Origin of the sequence: Pseudomonas sp. DWRC2-2 (genome assembly GCF_049897885.1) — a bacterium.
GTDB lineage: Bacteria > Pseudomonadota > Gammaproteobacteria > Pseudomonadales > Pseudomonadaceae > Aquipseudomonas > Aquipseudomonas azotoformans_A.
In genome coordinates this window covers 1,033,143-1,048,664 of the sequence record NZ_JAFCXD010000001.1, presented here as the reverse complement: position 1 = coordinate 1,048,664, position 15,522 = coordinate 1,033,143, and the positions used below count along the sequence as shown (strand labels likewise).

The window sequence follows — 15,522 nt, the reverse complement described above, 5'->3', positions numbered from 1 at the left end:
AGAAAACCTGCGTTTGAGCCGGTTTGGCTACGCAAAAGGCAGATATAGGGTGTTAAGGGCTTAGATGTCATAGTCCAAACAAGAAGTCACATAGATCACGATTGAATTTGCAAATCGATGTGATAGAGGGCATAGTCTCGTCTTCTTTACATATCAGCCACGGTCGTGCCCATGCTAAATCGCTTCGCACCCCTCGTGCCCCTCGCACTCGTTACCCTGTTGTTTGGTTGCGCCTCCCACCCTCAACAGGTGGCAGAACAGCAAAAACCACAGGTTCAAAATCAGGCAAAATTCGTTGCTGCACAGTCTGCTTCTGTTTATGAAGAAGAGCTGGCAACGGAAAAAGAACTGGCCAATTTCAATGGCAGCAAGCCTTACCAGCTGCCCGTTCTGGCCGACAGCATCCTCGAACGCGGCATGTCCCTGATCGGTACCCGTTACCGTTTCGGCGGCACCTCTGAAGCCGGTTTCGACTGCAGCGGTTTCATCGGCTACCTGTTTCGCGAAGAAGCTGGCATGAACCTGCCACGCTCCACCCGCGAAATGATCAACGTGGATGCACCGTTGGTCGCGCGCAACAACCTCAAGCCCGGTGATCTGCTTTTCTTCAGTACAGCGGGTCGTGGTCGTGTAAGCCATGCCGGTATCTACCTGGGCGATAACCAGTTTATCCACTCCAGCAGCCGTCGCAGTGGCGGTGTCCGGGTCGATAACCTGGGTGACAGCTACTGGAGCAAAACCTTCATCGAAGCCAAGCGCGCACTCGCCATGGCCCCGACGACGGTTACCGCTAGCAAGTAAACTTAAAGTGATACTTGAAGTTTGACGTGTAAGCGCTAGAATCTCTGGACATTGTTGTAATCCGTTCGCGCGAGCTTTGCTTGCGCGTTCTGGTTTTCAGCGTTCGGCAGCGAAAGCCGCATCCAGACCAGGATTGTTCTGCCCATGTCGACCTCGGCCCGCCTGATCCTTATTCTTTGCGCCGCGCTGCTCAGCGCCTGCGCAAGCCGCCCGCCGCCCGCGCCTGTGGCCGTCAAGCCCAAGCCGGTGTTCAACTACTCCACCCAGAATTTCTCGCCTGCGGCCGAAGATGTGCTCTTCCGCGCGCTGGGCCTGGTCGGCACGCCTTATCGTTGGGGCGGCAACACACCGGACTCCGGGTTTGATTGCAGCGGCCTGATCGGGTTTGTCTTCCGCGATGCTGCCGGCATCTCCCTGCCGCGTACCACCCGCGAACTGATCGTGATGCGCGCCCAGGATGTCAGCGAGCAGAATCTGCAGACCGGCGACTTGTTGTTCTTCGCTACAGGTGGCGGTTCACAGGTCAGTCACGCCGGGATCTACGTCGGTGAAGGCCGCTTCGTTCACGCGCCGCAAACCGGCGGTACGGTGAAGCTGGACACCTTGTCCAAGGCGTATTGGCAGAATGCCTACCTGAGTGCCAAGCGCGTGTTGCCGGGCAACCTGGCGCGTAATCCGTAAGAAGCAGCGGCAAGTTTCAAGCTTCAAGCTGCAAGGAGGGGATACCTGCTTGCAGCTATCTGCTTGAAGCTTGCAGCTCGCCCCTCAACCTACTACCCTTCGCCGCTTGTTCCAGGTGCTCTGTGACCCATGGGTCGACGGAGTGAAACAGGGAAGCCGGTGAGTGAGCGCACTTGTACACAGTGCCGCCGCGATTCCGGCGCTGCCCCCGCAACGGTAAATGAGTCAAGACGCTGCCTTTTGCCACTGTATCGCTCGCGATATGGGAAGGCGCAGCGTCGGTCTGCGCGTCTATAAGGCGCTCGCCACTCATGAGCCCGGAGACCGGCCTGCAACATCCAACAGCATCACGGTGGGCGATGCTTGGCTGTCTGTTTATTCTTTTTCCTGCCCGCCGTTTTTGTCCAGCCCCAACGGAGAGCTGCCATGACCGATTCCCCCGACCGCGACGAACGCCACCTGGCGCGCATGCTGCGCAAAAAAGCCGTGATCGATGAACGCATCGCCAATTCCCCGAACGAGTGCGGCCTGCTGCTGGTGTTGACCGGCAACGGCAAAGGCAAGAGCAGCTCCGCGTTTGGCATGCTGGCCCGGGCCATGGGCCACGGCATGCAGTGCGGTGTGGTGCAGTTCATCAAGGGGCGCAACAGTACCGGTGAAGAGTTGTTCTTCCGCCGTTTCCCCGAGCAAGTGCGTTTCCACGTCATGGGCGAAGGCTTCACCTGGGAAACCCAGGATCGCCAGCGCGACATCGCCGCCGCCGAAGCCGCCTGGGCGGTTTCCCGCGAGTTGCTGCAGGACCCTTCCATCGGCCTGGTCGTACTGGATGAGCTGAACATCGCCCTCAAGCATGGCTACCTCGACCTGGACCAGGTACTCAGCGACCTGCAAGCCCGCCCGCCGATGCAACACGTGGTGGTCACCGGCCGTGGCGCCAAGCCTGAACTGATCGAAATGGGCGACACCGTCACCGAAATGGGCATGCTCAAGCACGCGTTCCAGGCCGGTATCAAGGCACAGAAGGGCGTCGAACTTTGAATCAGCCCCGTCATTGCCCGGCCGTCTTGATCGCCGCACCGGCGTCCGGCCAGGGCAAAACCACCGTCACCGCCGCACTGGCCCGCTTGCACCGCAACCTGGGGCGCAAGGTGCGCGTGTTCAAATGCGGCCCGGACTTCCTCGACCCGATGATCCACGAACGCGCCAGTGGTGCGCCGGTGTATCAATTGGACATGTGGATGGTGGGCGAGCAGGAAAGTCGCCGCTTGCTGTGGGAGGCGGCGGGGGAGGCGGACCTGATCCTGATCGAAGGCGTGATGGGTCTGTTCGACGGCACGCCGTCCAGCGCCGACCTGGCGCGACACTTTGGTGTGCCGGTGCTTGGTGTGATCGACGGCACCGCCATGGCCCAGACCTTTGGCGCGTTAGCCCTGGGTCTGGCGCGTTATCAGCCGGACTTACCGTTCGCTGGCGTGCTGGCCAACCGCGTCGGCACCCTGCGCCATGCACAATTGCTTGAAGGCAGCCTTACCGAAGGCCTGCGTTGGTACGGCGCGTTGTCTCGCGAGACCGGTATCGAGCTGCCTAGCCGTCACCTGGGTTTGGTGCAGGCAAGCGAACTGAATGACCTTGATGTACGCCTGGATGCCGCCGCTCAAGCGCTGGGCAGCAGTTGCGAAGTCGCCTTGCCGCCGCCGGTCACCTTTGCCGCGCCTGAAGTGATCGACGCCGAGCCACTGCTTAACGGCGTGCGCATCGCCGTGGCCCGCGACGAAGCCTTCGCGTTCACCTACGGCGCCAGCCTTGACCTGTTGCGGGCAATGGGCGCTGAGCTGAAGTTCTTCTCGCCGATCCACGATCTCCAATTGCCGGACGCCGATAGCCTCTACCTGCCCGGTGGTTACCCGGAACTGCACCACCAGGCGCTGTCGCAAAATACCCCGATGCTAGACGCCATCCGTGCTCATCATGCCGCCGGCAAACCGCTGCTCGCCGAATGCGGCGGCATGCTCTACCTGCTGGACTCGCTGACCGATGTCGACGGCACTCGCGCAGAGCTGGTGGGCCTGCTGCAAGGCGATGCCGTGATGCAGAAGAAACTCGCGGCCTTGGCGCTGCAAAATGTCGAATTGCCCGAAGGCACACTGCGCGGCCATACCTATCACCACTCGCTGACCACCACCGAATGGCAGCCGATTGCCCGTGGCCTGAGCCCCAATGGCGGGCGCGGTGCCGAGGCAGTTTATCGGCAGGGGCGGATGACGGCGTCTTACGTACACTTCTATTTCCCCTCGAATCCCCAGGCGGTGGCTGCATTGTTCGCGCCCGATCCAGCACTATGAGCGACAACGCCTTCCCCCAGGCCGACCGCGACGCCGTCTACCGTGCCATCGCCGAACGCCGCGACATGCGCCATTTCAGCGGCGGCACCGTCGCCCCCGAATTGCTGCACCGCCTGCTCCAGGCCGCGCACCAGGCACCCAGCGTGGGCCTGATGCAGCCCTGGCGTTTTATCCGTATCAGCGACCGTCAGTTGCGTGGTCAGATTCAACAGTTGGTGGAAGAAGAACGCGTACGCACCGCCGAAGCCCTGGGCGAGCGTTCCGACGAGTTCATGAAGCTCAAGGTCGAAGGCATTCACGACTGCGCCGAAGTGCTGGTGGCGGCGTTGATGGATGATCGCGAGCGGCATATTTTCGGCCGGCGCACCTTGCCGGAAATGGACATGGCGTCATTGTCCTGTGCTATCCAGAATCTGTGGCTGGCGGCCCGTGTCGAAGGCCTGGGCATGGGCTGGGTCTCGCTGTTCGAGCCCCAGGCCCTGGCCGATCTGCTGGGCTTGCCGTCCGGCGCGAAACCCTTGGCCGTGCTGTGCCTGGGACCGGTGGCCGAGTTCTACCCGGCACCGATGTTGCAACTCGAGGGCTGGACCGAGCCTCGGCCGCTGAGTGACATGGTGTATGAGAATGGGTGGGGAGTCAGTCAATGAGTGTGGCCTTGCTGTGTGTCGCTGCAGTCGCGCTGGATGCGCTGCTGGGCGAACCCAGGCGCTGGCATCCGCTGGTGGCGTTCGGCAATTTCGCCGGGCGCATCGAGCAACGTTTCAATACCGGTGGTCGCGGCTGGCGCAGCCATGGCGTGACCGCGTGGTTTATCGCCGTGGTGCCGCTGACCCTGCTGGCCACGGCGTTATCCTGGGCACCTTACATCGGCTGGGTATTGGAGATTCTGGCGCTGTATTGCGCCCTTGGCATGCGCAGTCTCGGTGAACATGTGATCCCGGTGGCCCAGGCCTTGCGCAGTGATGACCTCGAGGAAGCACGCAAGCGCGTGAGCTACCTGGTGAGCCGTCAGACCAGTGAGCTGGACCGCACCGAAGTCGCCCGCGCCGCCACCGAGTCGGTGCTGGAAAACGGCAGCGATGCGGTCTTTGCTGCGATTTTCTGGTTTGTTGTCGCGGGTGTGCCGGGCGTGGTGCTTTACCGCCTGAGCAACACCCTTGACGCCATGTGGGGCTATCGCAACGAACGTTTCGAGCGGTTCGGCTGGGCGGCGGCAAAGATCGATGATGTGCTGAACTACATTCCTGCACGCCTGGTGGCGTTGACCTACGCCGTACTGGGCAAGACGCGCCTGGCGCTCAAATGCTGGCGCACCCAAGGCCCGACCTGGGACAGCCCCAACGCCGGTCCGGTCATGGCGGCCGGTGCTGGCGCCCTGGGCGTGGAGTTGGGCGGCGCCGCGATCTATCACGGCGAAGTGCATCAGCGTCCGCAACTGGGCGAAGGCCCTCCGGCGGATGCCGATTCCATCGACCGAGGCTGGCAACTGGTGCAGCGCGGCGTATGGTTGTGGCTGCTGATCCTATGCGCGGGGGCGCAATTCTATGCTTGAGCACGGTGGCCGGCTGCGTAAGGCAGCGATTCAGTACGGGATTGCCGAGGCCGATTGGCTCGACTTGTCCAGCGGCCTCGCGCCCTGGCCCTGGCCGATCCCCGAGATCCCGCTGCGGGCCTGGGCGCGCCTGCCGGAAGCCGACGATGGTCTGGAGCAGGCCGCCAGCGAATACTACGGCGCTGCGCACCTGTTACCGGTGCCCGGTTCCCAGGCGGCCATCCAGTTGCTGCCACGCCTGCGCCGCGCGGGCAAAGTCGGTGTGCTTTCGCCGTGTTATGCCGAACACGCCGAAGCCTGGCGTCGTGCCGGCTACGTGGTGCGCGAAGTGCAGGAGCAGGAAGTCGACTTCTTTCTCGATGGCCTCGACGTGCTGGTGGTGGTCAACCCCAACAATCCCACCGGCCTGAGCCTGACCCCGCAACGCTTGCTGGACTGGCATTCGCGGCTGGCCCAGCGCGGCGGTTGGCTGGTGGTGGACGAAGCGTTCATGGACGTCACCCCGCAACTGAGCCTGGCGGGCCAGGCCCACCAGGTCGGCCTGATCGTGTTGCGCTCGTTCGGCAAGTTCTTCGGCCTGGCCGGGGTGCGGCTGGGTTTTGTGTTGGCCGAGCGCAAACTGCTCAAGTTGCTGGCCGAACAGGTCGGCCCCTGGGCGGTCAGCGGGCCGACGCGGGTGTTGGGCCAGGTATGCCTGCGCGACACGGCCGGGCATGCGCGGCAACGCACGCGGTGCATCGAGGCGGGCCAGCGTCTGTTTGCCTTGCTGGAGCGCCACGGCTTCCAGCCCCAGGGCGGCTGCGCGTTGTTTCAATGGCTGATCACGCCCCACGCCGAACGCATGCACGAATTCATGGCCCAACGCGGCATTTTGCTGCGGCTGTTTGTCCACGACAGCAGCCTGCGCTTTGGCCTGCCCGATACCGAAGCTGACTGGCTGCGCCTGGACCAAGCCTTGGTCGCCTATAAGGACGCCACATGAGTACGCTGATGGTGCAAGGCACCACCTCCGACGCCGGCAAAAGTACCTTGGTGACGGCGCTGTGCCGCTGGTTGGTCCGCCAGGGCGTGGCGGTGGCGCCGTTCAAACCGCAGAACATGGCGCTCAACAGCGCCGTGACCGCCGAAGGCGGCGAGATCGGCCGTGCCCAGGCCGTGCAGGCCCAGGCCGCCCACCTGGCGCCGCACACCGACATGAACCCGGTGTTGCTCAAGCCCAATAGCGACACCGGCTCCCAAGTGATCATCCATGGTCGCGCCGTCACCAGCATGAACGCAGTGGCCTATCACGACTACAAAGCCATCGCGATGCAAGCGGTGCTGGCCTCCCACGCCCGGTTGAGCCAGGCCTACCCAGTGGTGATGGTGGAAGGCGCGGGCTCCCCGGCGGAGATCAACCTGCGCGCCAATGACATCGCCAACATGGGCTTCGCTGAGGCGGTGGATTGCCCGGTGTTGCTGATCGCCGATATCAATCGCGGCGGCGTGTTTGCCCATCTGGTCGGCACTCTGGAACTGCTGTCGCCCACGGAGCAGGCGCGGGTCAAAGGCTTCATCATCAACCGTTTTCGCGGTGACATCGCGCTGTTGCAGCCCGGCCTGGACTGGCTGGAAGCGCGCACCGGCAAGCCGGTGGTCGGCGTGTTGCCCTATGTGATGGACCTGCATCTGGAAGCTGAAGACGGCATCGACAGGCGCCAGATCGACAAGGCAGCCCAGGTACTCAAGGTGGTGGTGCCGGTGTTGCCGCGCATCAGCAACCACACGGATTTCGACCCACTGCGCCTGCATCCCCAAGTGGATCTGCAATTTATCGGGCCAGGCCAGCCGATCCCGGCTGCCGACCTGATCATCCTCCCCGGCTCGAAAAGCGTGCGCAGCGACTTGGCGTACTTGCGCGCCAACGGCTGGGATACCGCCGTGGCGCGGCACTTGCGCTATGGCGGCAAGGTGCTGGGTATTTGCGGTGGCCTGCAGATGCTTGGCGAGCAGGTGCATGACCCGTTGGGCCTGGAAGGGGCTGCCGGTTCCAGCGATGGCCTTGGGCTGCTGGCGTTCAGCACTACGCTGGAAGAAGAGAAGCAGTTGCGTAATGTACGTGGGCGTCTGTTGCTGGAGGATGCTGAAGTCAGCGGCTATGAGATTCATGCGGGCGTGACGACGGGGGATGCGTTGTCGAATGCTGCTGTGATCCTGGAAGGCGGTCGCCGGGATGGCGCGCAAAGTGCTGATGGGCAAATTCTTGGGACCTATCTGCATGGTTTGTTTGAAAGCCCGGCGGCGTGCAGCGCTTTGCTGCGTTGGGCGGGGTTGCAGGATGTGCAATCTGTGGATTACCACGCTTTGCGTGAGCGCGATATCGAGCGCTTGGCGGACTTGGTGGAAAACCACTTGGATACCGATTTGTTACGCAAGTTGTGCGGGGTTTGACGGTGAGTACACGGTCCCAATGTGGGAGCGGGCTTGCTCGCGAAGGCGGTGTTTCGGTGTGCATATCCGTTGCTGCGGTAACGGCTGAATATGGTTCCGCTCTTACAGCGGGTCACTTTTGGAAGAGCCCAAAAGTAACCAAAAGGCTCTCGCCCCACCACTCGGCACCTCGCCTAGGCTCGGTGTGCCCTCGCTCCGGCTTGAATCCGTGGGCCGCCGTCATGGGCCATCCTTGGCCCAGGACGGCTAACCCGGCGTCCTGCCGGGTTACCCACGGATTCAAGCCTGCGCTCGGCCAGCGTGGTTTTACGGGGCGCTTGAGATCAACATCAACAGCCGATCAAACGCTGATCAGCTTTTCTGTAGGAGCGGGCTTGCTCGCGAAGGCGGCCTGATGGCCGATACATTTCAGCCAGATCAAGGTGCGACCCCATGCTTCAACTGATCCTCGGCGGCGCCCGTTCCGGCAAAAGTCGTCTCGCCGAAAAGCTCGCCAGCGACAGTGGTTTGCCCGTCACTTATATCGCCACCAGCCAGCCGTTGGATGGTGAGATGAATGAGCGCGTCGCGCTGCATCGCCAGCGTCGACCCGAGCATTGGGGCCTGATCGAAGAACCTGTGGAACTGGCTCGCGTGCTGCGCGAAAACGCGGCGCCTGCACAGTGTTTGCTGGTGGATTGCCTGACCCTGTGGCTGACCAATCTGCTGATGCTTGAAGACGCTAATCGCCTGGCGTCTGAGCGCGACCAACTGCTGGAAACCCTGGCCACGCTGCCGGGTGAAATCATTTTTGTCAGCAACGAGACCGGTCTGGGTGTCGTGCCGCTGGGCGAATTGACTCGCCGCTATGTGGATGAAGCCGGTTGGCTGCATCAAGCCTTGGCCGAGCGCTGTCAGCGTGTTGTCCTGACGGTTGCCGGCCTGCCCCTGACTTTGAAAGGTACTGCGTTATGACTGACACCTGGTGGCTCAACCCTTGTAAGGCGATTGACGCTCAAGCGTACGAACACGCCCTGACTCGTCAGCAGCAATTGACCAAGCCGGCCGGCTCCCTCGGGCAGTTGGAGGCGCTGGCGGTGCAATTGGCGGGCTTGCAGGGCCAGGTCAAACCGTCGGTCGATCACGTGTGGATCGCCATCTTTGCCGGTGACCATGGCGTGGTCGCGGAAGGTGTGTCGGCGTTTCCCCAGGCAGTGACCGGGCAGATGTTGCACAACTTTGTCAGCGGTGGCGCCGCCATCAGTGTGTTGGCGCGGCAGTTGGACGCGCAGTTGGAAGTGGTCGACCTCGGCACGGTCACGCCGTCTCTGGACCTGCCCGGTGTGCGTCACCTGAATATCGGCGCGGGCACCGCCAACTTCGTCAGCGGCCCGGCGATGACCGAGACCCAAGGGCAACTCGCCCTGCAAGCCGGTCGCGACAGTGCGCGGCGTGCGTTGGCAGGTGGGGCGCAGCTGTTTATCGGCGGCGAGATGGGCATCGGCAACACCACCGCCGCCAGTGCGTTGGCGTGTGCCTTGCTCGATTGCCCGGTCAGTGACCTCACTGGGCCGGGGACGGGGTTGAATGCCCACGGCGTCAGCCACAAGGTGACCGTGATCGAACGTGCGTTGGCGCTGCATGCTAGTCAGCGTGGTGATGCGTTGCAGACGCTATTCAACCTTGGTGGCTTTGAAATTGCCGCGCTGGTGGGCGCGTACCTGGCCTGCGCCCAGGAAGGCATCGTGGTATTGGTGGATGGCTTTATCTGCAGCGTCGCGGCGCTGGTCGCGACACGCTTGAGCCCGGCCTGCCGTGACTGGCTGGTGTTTGGCCATCGCGGCGCCGAACCGGGTCATCGCCATGTGTTGCAAAGTCTCGACGCACAGCCGCTGCTGGAACTGGGCCTGCGCTTGGGCGAAGGTAGCGGCGCGGCGTTGGCGGTTCCGTTGTTGCGTCTGGCTTGTGCATTACACGGGCAGATGGCGACCTTCGCCGAAGCCGCCGTGGCAGACCGCCCGGCATGACCTTGCGCCTGGACTTGCTGCGTCACGGTGAAACCGAGCTGGGCGGCGGCCTGCGCGGCAGCCTGGACGATGCTCTCACCACCAACGGCTGGGCGCAGATGCGCGCGGCCGTGGTGGCGCAGGGGCCGTGGGACCGTCTGGTCAGCTCGCCGCTGCAACGCTGCGCGCGGTTTGCCGAGGAATTGGGGGCTCAACTCAAGCTGCCGGTGAGCCTGGAAAAAGATCTGCAAGAGCTGCACTTCGGTGCCTGGGAAGGGCACAGTGCAGCGGCCTTGATGGAGACCGACGCCGAAGGGCTGGGGTTGTTCTGGGCTGACCCCTACAGCTTTACGCCACCGGAAGGGGAGCCTGTCAGCGCCTTTTCCGACCGGGTCCTGGGCGCTGTCGCACGCTTGCATCAGGCCTATGCCGGTGAGCGTGTGCTGTTGATCAGTCATGGCGGTGTGATGCGTCTGTTATTGGCGCGAGCGCGTGGCCTGCCAAGGGAGCAACTGCTGAATGTCGAAGTGGGCCATGGCGGGTTGTTCAGCCTGCACGTCGATGCTGACGGCACACTGACGGAAGGGGTGTAGACATGCTGCCGTTCTGGATCGCCCTGCAATTTCTCAGCAGCCTGCCGATTCGTCTGCCGGGTATGCCGCAGCCTCAGGAGTTGGGACGCTCACTGCTGTTTTATCCGTTGGTGGGTTTGTTGTTCGGCGTGCTGTTGTGGGGCTTGAATTCGGTATTGATGGGCGCCCCGTTGCTGCTGCATGCCGCATTGTTGCTGACGGCCTGGGTGTTGCTCAGTGGTGGCCTGCACCTGGACGGCTTGGCGGACAGCGCCGATGCGTGGCTCGGCGGTTTTGGCGACCGCGAGCGCACGCTGACGATCATGAAGGATCCACGCAGCGGTCCGATTGCCGTGGTCACGCTCGGGTTGGTGCTGCTGCTCAAGTTCACCGCGTTGGTGGCTTTGATCGAGCAGCGCAACGGCGCCGCACTGATCCTGGCGCCGCTGATCGGCCGCGCCTCGATGCTGGCGCTGTTTCTCACCACGCGCTATGTGCGTGCTGGTGGATTGGGTCAGGCCTTGTCGGATCATTTACCGAGAATCGTCGGCCAACAGGTACTGATCCTCAGCGGTTTGGCCTGCATTCTTATCGGTGGCTTCAGCGGTGGGATGGCTGTATTGCTCGCTGCGATCTGCTTTATCGGGCTACGCCATTTGATGGTCAACCGCCTGGGCGGCACCACGGGTGATACCGCAGGCGCCTTGCTGGAGCTGCTGGAAGTCGCGGTTCTGGTTGGCCTGGCGCTGTAACACTTTCTTGCATTCCCTCAATCGCGGGTATATACACCTTCCATGCTTGCCTCCCAATGTTTGTGTACCAACCTGCGACGTGCCGCCCGTGGCGTCAGCAGGCATTACGACGGCGCTCTTGATGGCTTCGGGATCAATGTCGCCCAGTATTCTTTGCTGTGTAACTTGCAGCGCCTCGATCAGCCGAGCATTTCCAGCCTGGCGGAAGCCATGGGCCTGGATCGCAGCACGTTGGGGCGCAACCTGCGGGTGCTGGAAGGCGAGGGCCTGGTGAAATTGGTGGAAGGCGATGACCTGCGCAACCGTCTGGTGATGTTGACCGAGGACGGTGAAGCACGACTGGCCGCGGCATTACCCGCCTGGGAAGCGGCGCAGCAGAAATTGATCGATCAACTCGGCGCGGAAAAACGCGAAACCTTGTTGGCCTTGCTGGACGAACTCGCCTGAGCGCGGGTTGGTTCGAATACAAGCGGGTATATACCCGCGAGCGGAGAATAAGAAATGACCTCGATGTGGCGCACCAGTGGCTGGATTCTTGTAGGGAGTGCGCTGATCCTGGCGTTGTCGTTGGGCGTGCGGCACGGTTTTGGCCTGTTCCTGGCGCCGATGAGCAGCGAATTCGGCTGGGGCCGTGAAACCTTCGCCTTTGCCATCGCCTTGCAAAACCTGATCTGGGGCCTGGCGCAGCCGTTCACCGGCGCCCTGGCCGACCGTTTTGGTGCGACTAAAGCGGTGTTTGTCGGCGGCGTCCTTTACGCGGCGGGCCTGGTGTTGATGGGTATGTCCGATTCGGCGTGGTCGCTGTCCCTCAGTGCGGGCCTGTTGATTGGTATCGGCCTGTCCGGCACGTCGTTCTCGGTGATTCTCGGCGTGGTCGGCCGGGCCGTGGCGCCGGAAAAACGCAGCATGGCCATGGGCATCGCGAGTGCTGCAGGTTCGTTCGGCCAGTTCGCCATGGTGCCGGGCACCCTGGGTTTGATCAGTTGGTTGGGCTGGTCCGCAGCACTGCTGGCACTGGGCCTGATGGTGGCACTGATTCTGCCGCTGGTCGCCATGCTCAAGGATCGTCCATTGCCGGTGCTGGCCGGTCAGCAAACCTTGCGCGAAGCCTTGAAGGAAGCCTGTTCCCATTCCGGTTTCTGGCTGTTGGCCTTCGGCTTTTTTGTCTGCGGTTTCCAGGTGGTGTTTATCGGCGTGCATTTGCCAGCCTACCTGGTGGACCAGCACTTGCCGGCCACCGTCGGTACAACGGTGCTGGCGTTGATTGGGCTGTTCAACATCTTCGGCACCTACACCGCCGGCTGGCTCGGTGGGCGCATGTCCAAGCCGCGTTTGCTGACCGGGCTGTACCTGCTGCGCGCAGTGGTGATCGTGTTGTTCCTGTGGGCGCCGGTCACCGAGGTCACGGCCTACCTGTTCGGTATGGCGATGGGCTTCCTGTGGCTGTCCACCGTGCCCCTGACCAACGGTACCGTCGCTACGTTGTTTGGTGTGCGAAACCTCTCCATGCTCGGTGGGATCGTGTTCTTGTTCCACCAGCTCGGTTCGTTCCTGGGCGGCTGGTTGGGCGGGGTGGTCTATGATCGAACCGGCAACTACGATTTGATCTGGCAGGTGGCGATCCTGTTGAGCCTGCTCGCCGCGGCCCTGAATTGGCCGGTACGCGAGCGGCCAGTGGCGCGATTGCAGGCACAGATGGAGGCGGCATGAGCATAGCGGTACGCGGGTTGATACTCGCCGCAGTCTTGGTTTTGATGTTGCTCGCCTGGTGGGGCTGGCAAAACGGCGGGCTGGCATTGATGCAACTGGGCATGTCGATCTGTTAAGTTCGTGATCTGAATACTTTCAAGGACACACGACATGCAGATGCGCTGGCTCGCTGTACCCGTCCTGATGGCCATTGGCAGTGCCGCCATGGCCGCCAGTTGCCCGCCGCTGTTGGAAGGCCAATTGCCCAAGCTGCGCGCCAAGGAATCCATCGACCTGTGCCAGCGCTTCGCCGGCAAGCCCTTGGTCATCGTCAACACCGCCAGCTTTTGCGGGTTCGCTCCACAATTCAAAAGCCTCGAAGCCTTGTACCAGCGTTACAAGGGCGAAGGCCTGGAAGTGATCGGCGTGCCATCGGATGACTTCAAGCAGGAAGCCAAGACCGGCGAAGAAACCGCCAAGGTCTGCTACGTGAATTACGGCGTGACCTTCACCATGACCGAGCCACAGAAGGTCAAGGGGCCGGATGCGGTGCACCTGTTCAAGGTGTTGGCGCAGCAGACCGACGCGCCGCCGAAGTGGAATTTCTACAAGTACGTCGTGGATCGGCAGGGCAAGGTGATTGCCAATTTTTCCAGTCTCACCAAGCCGGACAGTCCGGACATGATCAAGGCGGTGGAGGAGGCGATAGCGTCCAAGCCTTGATCGTCAGCCATTAAAAAGCCCCGCCTCCTTTGCAGAAGAGCGGGGCTTTTTTACACCGGTCTGGATCAGAAGGTGTAAGTCATGCCCAGGCCGAAACCGTTGGCGCTGTTTTCATACTTGGCGCGGTAGCTGGCGGTAGAAGGTGGGTTGGCCGTGTTGTTGACCTTCACATCTTCTTCTTTCAGGTACGAGTAGGCCAGGTCGATGGTCATGTTATCCATGACTTTGTAGCCCAGGCCCACGCTGAAGATCGTGCGATCGCCAGTCGGAATACGTGGCGAACGATCAGTGTTGTTGGTAGGCGATTGGTCGAACGTCAGGCCGGTACGCAGTACCACTTGTTTGGTCAACTGATACGAGGTACCCACGGCGTAAGCCCAGGTGTCGTGCCAGTCTTGTTTCTCGGTGATGGCACTGAGTTGGCTAGGTGCCAAAATGCCGCCCGCAGCGGTTACGCCGTCGTTGTTGACGGTGATTTCCTTCAGGCGGCTCCAGCGTGTCCAGGTTGCACCGCCATACAGTTTCCATGCGTCAGTCAGATCTTGTGTCACCGACAGGTCGTAGGATTCTGGAGTGTCGATTTTCAGGGAGGCGTCGTAACGGTTATTACGCAGGACTCCTTGAGTTTGCGCCGGGCCGCTGACGGTCGTGTGACCTTCCAGCTTGTACTTGACCTTCGAGTGGTAGGTCAGGCCGACGCGGGTGGTGTCGGTCGCCTGGACCAACACGCCAACGTTGAAGCCCAGCGCGGTATCGTCACCCTTGATCTTGACATTGGTGTCACCGAATGGGGCGCCAGCAACCAGTGTCTTATCCGACTCCAGCACACCGGAAATCCGATTGATGGTCGGACCAAAGCCGATGGACACGCGGTCGTTGAACGCATAGCTGACAGTTGGCTGGAAGGTCATGACCTTCACTTCGCTCTTGCTGCCGAAACCACGGCCTTGGAAGCCGCTTTCATAGTCGGTCACCAGGCCAAACGGTGCGTAGACACCGAAGCCGATAGCCCACTGGTCATTGAGTTTGTTGGTGTAGAAACCAAATGGCACCGCGGTGAACGGAACCATGTCACCTTTGTTGGAGCCGCGAGAGTTGCCACCTGTGCTGCTGATGTCAGTCGAGGCGTCAATCGCTGCAACACCACCGGTGATTTGCTGGCCATTCAGGCGAGACATGCCGGCAGGGTTACCGTAAACAGTGCTTGCATCATCGGCAGAAGAGGAGCGACCTGCGAAACCCGTACCCATCCCGCTGACGCTCTGTTCGTTCAGTGCGAAACCGCTTGCGAACAGGTGGGAGGATGCCATGGCAACGGCGAGGCTAAGTGTGGTCTTGAGCATTACTTTTTTCATTATTAGAACTCCGTGGTGATCACCGCTGCGGAAAGTAACAATAATTTTAAGATCGCGCTATAGGCTGTAATGTAGGAGATAGAGCGGTTTTGTAGGACAATCCGACCAAATTCCGGGGTTTTTGGCGAATCTTGCAAATTGCCCGGTTAGCAAACCACGTGATTCATGGGTGAAACACAGGTTTGCCAGGCTTGAGTGAAATCGCGCAGCCGTCCTTGTGGATGAAAAATTTCTTTCCAGATACGCGCCATGGCCAGCACGTCACCGGGCGGAGGCAGTGCGGGGGTGTGTTGTTCGACCAACAACCAGGCAATGGCGGTGGCGTAACGCAGGTTGACGGTGAGCTCCAATTGCGGGGCGCTGAGGAACGCGTGCTGGCTCGCAAGCCCGCGTACCAGGCTGGCGCGCTCGGGGTCCAGCGCCAGGTAGTTATCCCACAAGGCGCGGTGGCGCGGTTCGGTGATGCTGTACAGGCCATGCCCACGGCGGTCGTGCAGCGCGGAACCGAGTTCCGACTGGCTGGCGGCAATGCCCAGCAGCAGGGACTCGGCCGTCGGGTTATGGCGGCCGAGGTACATCAAGGTTGGCCGGATCACATAACGACACAATTCGCTGGCAGCGATACCCATACACGCCTCAA

General features: G+C 61.7%; 17 protein-coding genes and 1 riboswitch. Of the genes, 15 read left to right on the top strand and 2 right to left on the bottom strand.

The window, feature by feature from the left end:
- Window positions 1-171 precede the first annotated feature (171 nt).
- The 15 genes from ACP7EW_RS05110 to ACP7EW_RS05040 all read left to right on the top strand — a co-directional run bounded on the left by ACP7EW_RS05110 (window position 172) and on the right by ACP7EW_RS05040 (window position 13,527).
- Entirely contained in the window at window positions 172-801 is a 630-nt protein-coding gene (locus ACP7EW_RS05110) for a C40 family peptidase (protein ID WP_033900694.1), read from the top strand.
- A gap of 144 nt (window positions 802-945) precedes the next feature.
- Window positions 946-1,482: a C40 family peptidase gene (locus tag ACP7EW_RS05105; protein ID WP_028617370.1), complete on the top strand. Its 537-nt coding sequence runs from the start codon at window positions 946-948 to the stop codon at window positions 1,480-1,482.
- 96 nt (window positions 1,483-1,578) lie between these two features.
- Window positions 1,579-1,829, top strand: a riboswitch (cobalamin riboswitch).
- A 79-nt stretch (window positions 1,830-1,908) separates the two neighbouring features.
- On the top strand, window positions 1,909-2,520 hold the full coding sequence (gene cobO / locus ACP7EW_RS05100; protein ID WP_010208674.1) for a cob(I)yrinic acid a,c-diamide adenosyltransferase: 612 nt from the start codon (window positions 1,909-1,911) through the stop codon (window positions 2,518-2,520).
- Entirely contained in the window at window positions 2,517-3,824 is a 1,308-nt protein-coding gene (locus tag ACP7EW_RS05095; protein ID WP_426215695.1) for a cobyrinate a,c-diamide synthase, read from the top strand. Before cobO ends, ACP7EW_RS05095 begins: the two co-directional genes overlap by 4 nt.
- Complete coding sequence (gene bluB, locus ACP7EW_RS05090; RefSeq protein ID WP_426215694.1) at window positions 3,821-4,471, top strand: 5,6-dimethylbenzimidazole synthase; 651 nt, start codon at window positions 3,821-3,823, stop codon at window positions 4,469-4,471. Before ACP7EW_RS05095 ends, bluB begins: the two co-directional genes overlap by 4 nt.
- Entirely contained in the window at window positions 4,468-5,376 is a 909-nt protein-coding gene (gene cbiB, locus ACP7EW_RS05085; RefSeq protein WP_033900697.1) for an adenosylcobinamide-phosphate synthase CbiB, read from the top strand. Before bluB ends, cbiB begins: the two co-directional genes overlap by 4 nt.
- Complete coding sequence (gene cobD, locus ACP7EW_RS05080; RefSeq protein WP_426215693.1) at window positions 5,369-6,358, top strand: threonine-phosphate decarboxylase CobD; 990 nt, start codon at window positions 5,369-5,371, stop codon at window positions 6,356-6,358. Before cbiB ends, cobD begins: the two co-directional genes overlap by 8 nt.
- The gene (locus ACP7EW_RS05075; protein ID WP_426215691.1) at window positions 6,355-7,806 is read left to right on the top strand and encodes a cobyric acid synthase; all 1,452 of its coding nucleotides are present in this window, start codon (window positions 6,355-6,357) and stop codon (window positions 7,804-7,806) included. Before cobD ends, ACP7EW_RS05075 begins: the two co-directional genes overlap by 4 nt.
- Before the next feature lie 432 nt (window positions 7,807-8,238).
- Window positions 8,239-8,760, top strand: a complete 522-nt coding sequence (cobU, locus tag ACP7EW_RS05070; protein ID WP_177052481.1) for a bifunctional adenosylcobinamide kinase/adenosylcobinamide-phosphate guanylyltransferase — start codon at window positions 8,239-8,241, stop codon at window positions 8,758-8,760.
- Complete coding sequence (cobT, locus tag ACP7EW_RS05065; RefSeq protein ID WP_426215689.1) at window positions 8,757-9,812, top strand: nicotinate-nucleotide--dimethylbenzimidazole phosphoribosyltransferase; 1,056 nt, start codon at window positions 8,757-8,759, stop codon at window positions 9,810-9,812. The genes cobU and cobT overlap by 4 nt, the downstream gene beginning before the upstream one ends.
- A complete protein-coding gene (gene cobC / locus ACP7EW_RS05060) occupies window positions 9,809-10,384 on the top strand; it encodes an alpha-ribazole phosphatase family protein (RefSeq protein ID WP_426215687.1) in 576 nt (191 codons plus the stop codon). Before cobT ends, cobC begins: the two co-directional genes overlap by 4 nt.
- 2 nt (window positions 10,385-10,386) lie before the next feature.
- A complete protein-coding gene (locus ACP7EW_RS05055) occupies window positions 10,387-11,115 on the top strand; it encodes an adenosylcobinamide-GDP ribazoletransferase (RefSeq protein ID WP_426215685.1) in 729 nt (242 codons plus the stop codon).
- A gap of 42 nt (window positions 11,116-11,157) precedes the next feature.
- Window positions 11,158-11,562 (top strand): MarR family winged helix-turn-helix transcriptional regulator, encoded by a 405-nt coding sequence (locus tag ACP7EW_RS05050; RefSeq protein WP_010208689.1) that lies wholly within the window; start codon window positions 11,158-11,160, stop codon window positions 11,560-11,562.
- A gap of 63 nt (window positions 11,563-11,625) precedes the next feature.
- On the top strand, window positions 11,626-12,825 hold the full coding sequence (locus ACP7EW_RS05045) for an MFS transporter (RefSeq protein ID WP_161630248.1): 1,200 nt from the start codon (window positions 11,626-11,628) through the stop codon (window positions 12,823-12,825).
- Between the two features lie 150 nt (window positions 12,826-12,975).
- Window positions 12,976-13,527: a glutathione peroxidase gene (locus ACP7EW_RS05040; protein ID WP_033900714.1), complete on the top strand. Its 552-nt coding sequence runs from the start codon at window positions 12,976-12,978 to the stop codon at window positions 13,525-13,527.
- Window positions 13,528-13,592: 65 nt separating this feature from the next.
- Here ACP7EW_RS05040 and ACP7EW_RS05035 read toward each other — a convergent pair whose 3' ends face one another.
- Together ACP7EW_RS05035 and ACP7EW_RS05030 are read right to left on the bottom strand one after the other, a co-directional pair.
- Window positions 13,593-14,882: an OmpP1/FadL family transporter gene (locus tag ACP7EW_RS05035; RefSeq protein ID WP_426215682.1), complete on the bottom strand. Its 1,290-nt coding sequence runs from the start codon at window positions 14,880-14,882 to the stop codon at window positions 13,593-13,595.
- 146 nt (window positions 14,883-15,028) lie between these two features.
- A complete protein-coding gene (locus ACP7EW_RS05030; protein WP_177074152.1) occupies window positions 15,029-15,511 on the bottom strand; it encodes a hypothetical protein in 483 nt (160 codons plus the stop codon).
- Window positions 15,512-15,522 lie beyond the last annotated feature (11 nt).